General features: G+C 67.4%; 1 protein-coding gene. It reads right to left on the reverse strand.

Annotated elements, in window-relative coordinates; all coding sequences use genetic code 11:
• On the reverse strand, positions 1 to 588 hold the full coding sequence (locus tag IH44_RS0140060; protein WP_014138206.1) for an ATP/GTP-binding protein: 588 nt from the start codon (positions 586 to 588) through the stop codon (positions 1 to 3).
• Positions 589 to 616 lie beyond the last annotated feature (28 nt).

The raw sequence follows: 616 nt of genomic DNA on the forward strand, positions 1-616 counted from the left end.
TCACCGGAGTCGGGCGAGGAGGGCGTGTTCGACGAGGGTGATGAGGGCGCTCTTGGCGCTGTCGCGTCGTCGGGCGTCGAGGGTGATGATGGGGATTTCGGTGTTGAGTTGGAGTGCTTCGCGGACTTCTTCGGGGGTGTGGGCCTGTTGTCCGTCGAAGCCGTTGAGGGCGACGACGAAGGGGAGGCCGCTGTTCTCGAAGTAGTCGAGGGCGGGGAAGCAGTCGGCGAGGCGGCGGGTGTCGACGAGGACGACGGCGCCGATGGCTCCGCGGACGAGGTCGTCCCACATGAACCAGAAGCGGTCCTGTCCGGGGGTGCCGAAGAGGTAGAGGATGAGGTCTTCGTCGAGGGTGATGCGGCCGAAGTCCATGGCGACGGTGGTGGTGGTCTTGCCGGAGACGTGGCTGAGGTCGTCGATGCCGGCGGAGGCCGAGGTCATGACGGCTTCGGTGCGCAGGGGGTTGATCTCGGAGACCGCGCCGACGAGGGTGGTCTTGCCCACGCCGAATCCGCCGGCGACGACGATCTTGGCGGAGGTGGTGGCGCGGCTGGGGGCGGCGGCCGCGTTAGAGCTTGCGAAGTCCACTGAGGACCCTTTCGAGCAGCGTGACGTC

Origin of the sequence: Kitasatospora sp. NRRL B-11411, assembly GCF_000721345.1 — a bacterium.
Classification (GTDB): Bacteria; Actinomycetota; Actinomycetes; order Streptomycetales; family Streptomycetaceae; genus Kitasatospora; species Kitasatospora cineracea.